The 698-nt window shown below is 70.6% G+C and carries 1 protein-coding gene; it reads left to right on the forward strand.

The window, feature by feature from the left end; genetic code table 11:
* Positions 1 to 335 precede the first annotated feature (335 nt).
* On the forward strand, positions 336 to 698 hold a 363-nt coding region (locus CCN51_RS52440; protein WP_143676266.1), incomplete at its 3' end, for a helix-turn-helix domain-containing protein.

Consider the following 698-nt stretch of genomic DNA (forward strand, 5'->3'; position numbering starts at 1 on the left):
CGATGTGTATGAGAGACAGTTCATCCCCCTCCCGAGAACCCCGCGGGCAAGTGCGCGACCCCCGTGGCCGACTCCGCGTGAACTCCTGGGACGAAGGGGAGGAACGGAGCGACCAACAGGGCGACCCCCATGACCGCCGTGGCGATCCGCCCCCAAAGTGGCATGAGCCCCCACCTCTCTTCCTGTTCTTTCGTTCTCCGTGACGCCCTCACCCCCGCGGAGGACGTACGGTCCACTTCACCGGTCCGGCGGTTGTTCGGCAGCCCAGTCGCCGTACGAAACAAAGGGAGTAGCGTCTGGGGCCGTACCAGTCCGTCAGGTGGGGGAGATGGGACATGGGCCGCAAGGAGAGCCCGCTGGATCCGAGCGCGGGCCCGGTTCAGCGGTTCGCGTACGAGCTGCGCAAGCTGCGGAGCGAGGCGGGCGGGCCGACCTACCGGGCGATGGCGCAACGGGTGCCGTACTCGCTCACCACGCTGTCCCGGGCCGCCGCGGGGGACCAACTCCCCTCGCTCCCGGTCACGCTCGCGTATGTGGAGGCATGCGGCGGAGACCCGGCCGACCGGATCGCCTGGGAGGCGCGCTGGCGCGAGGCGGCGGAGGAGACGACCGGCCTCCCGGCCGAGGACGACGACGCCACACCGCCCTACCGCGGACTGGCCCGCTTCGAACCGGGCGACCACGAGCGGTTCTTCGGC

Source organism: Streptomyces milbemycinicus, from assembly GCF_002154605.1.
Classification (GTDB): domain Bacteria; phylum Actinomycetota; class Actinomycetes; order Streptomycetales; family Streptomycetaceae; genus Streptomyces; species Streptomyces milbemycinicus.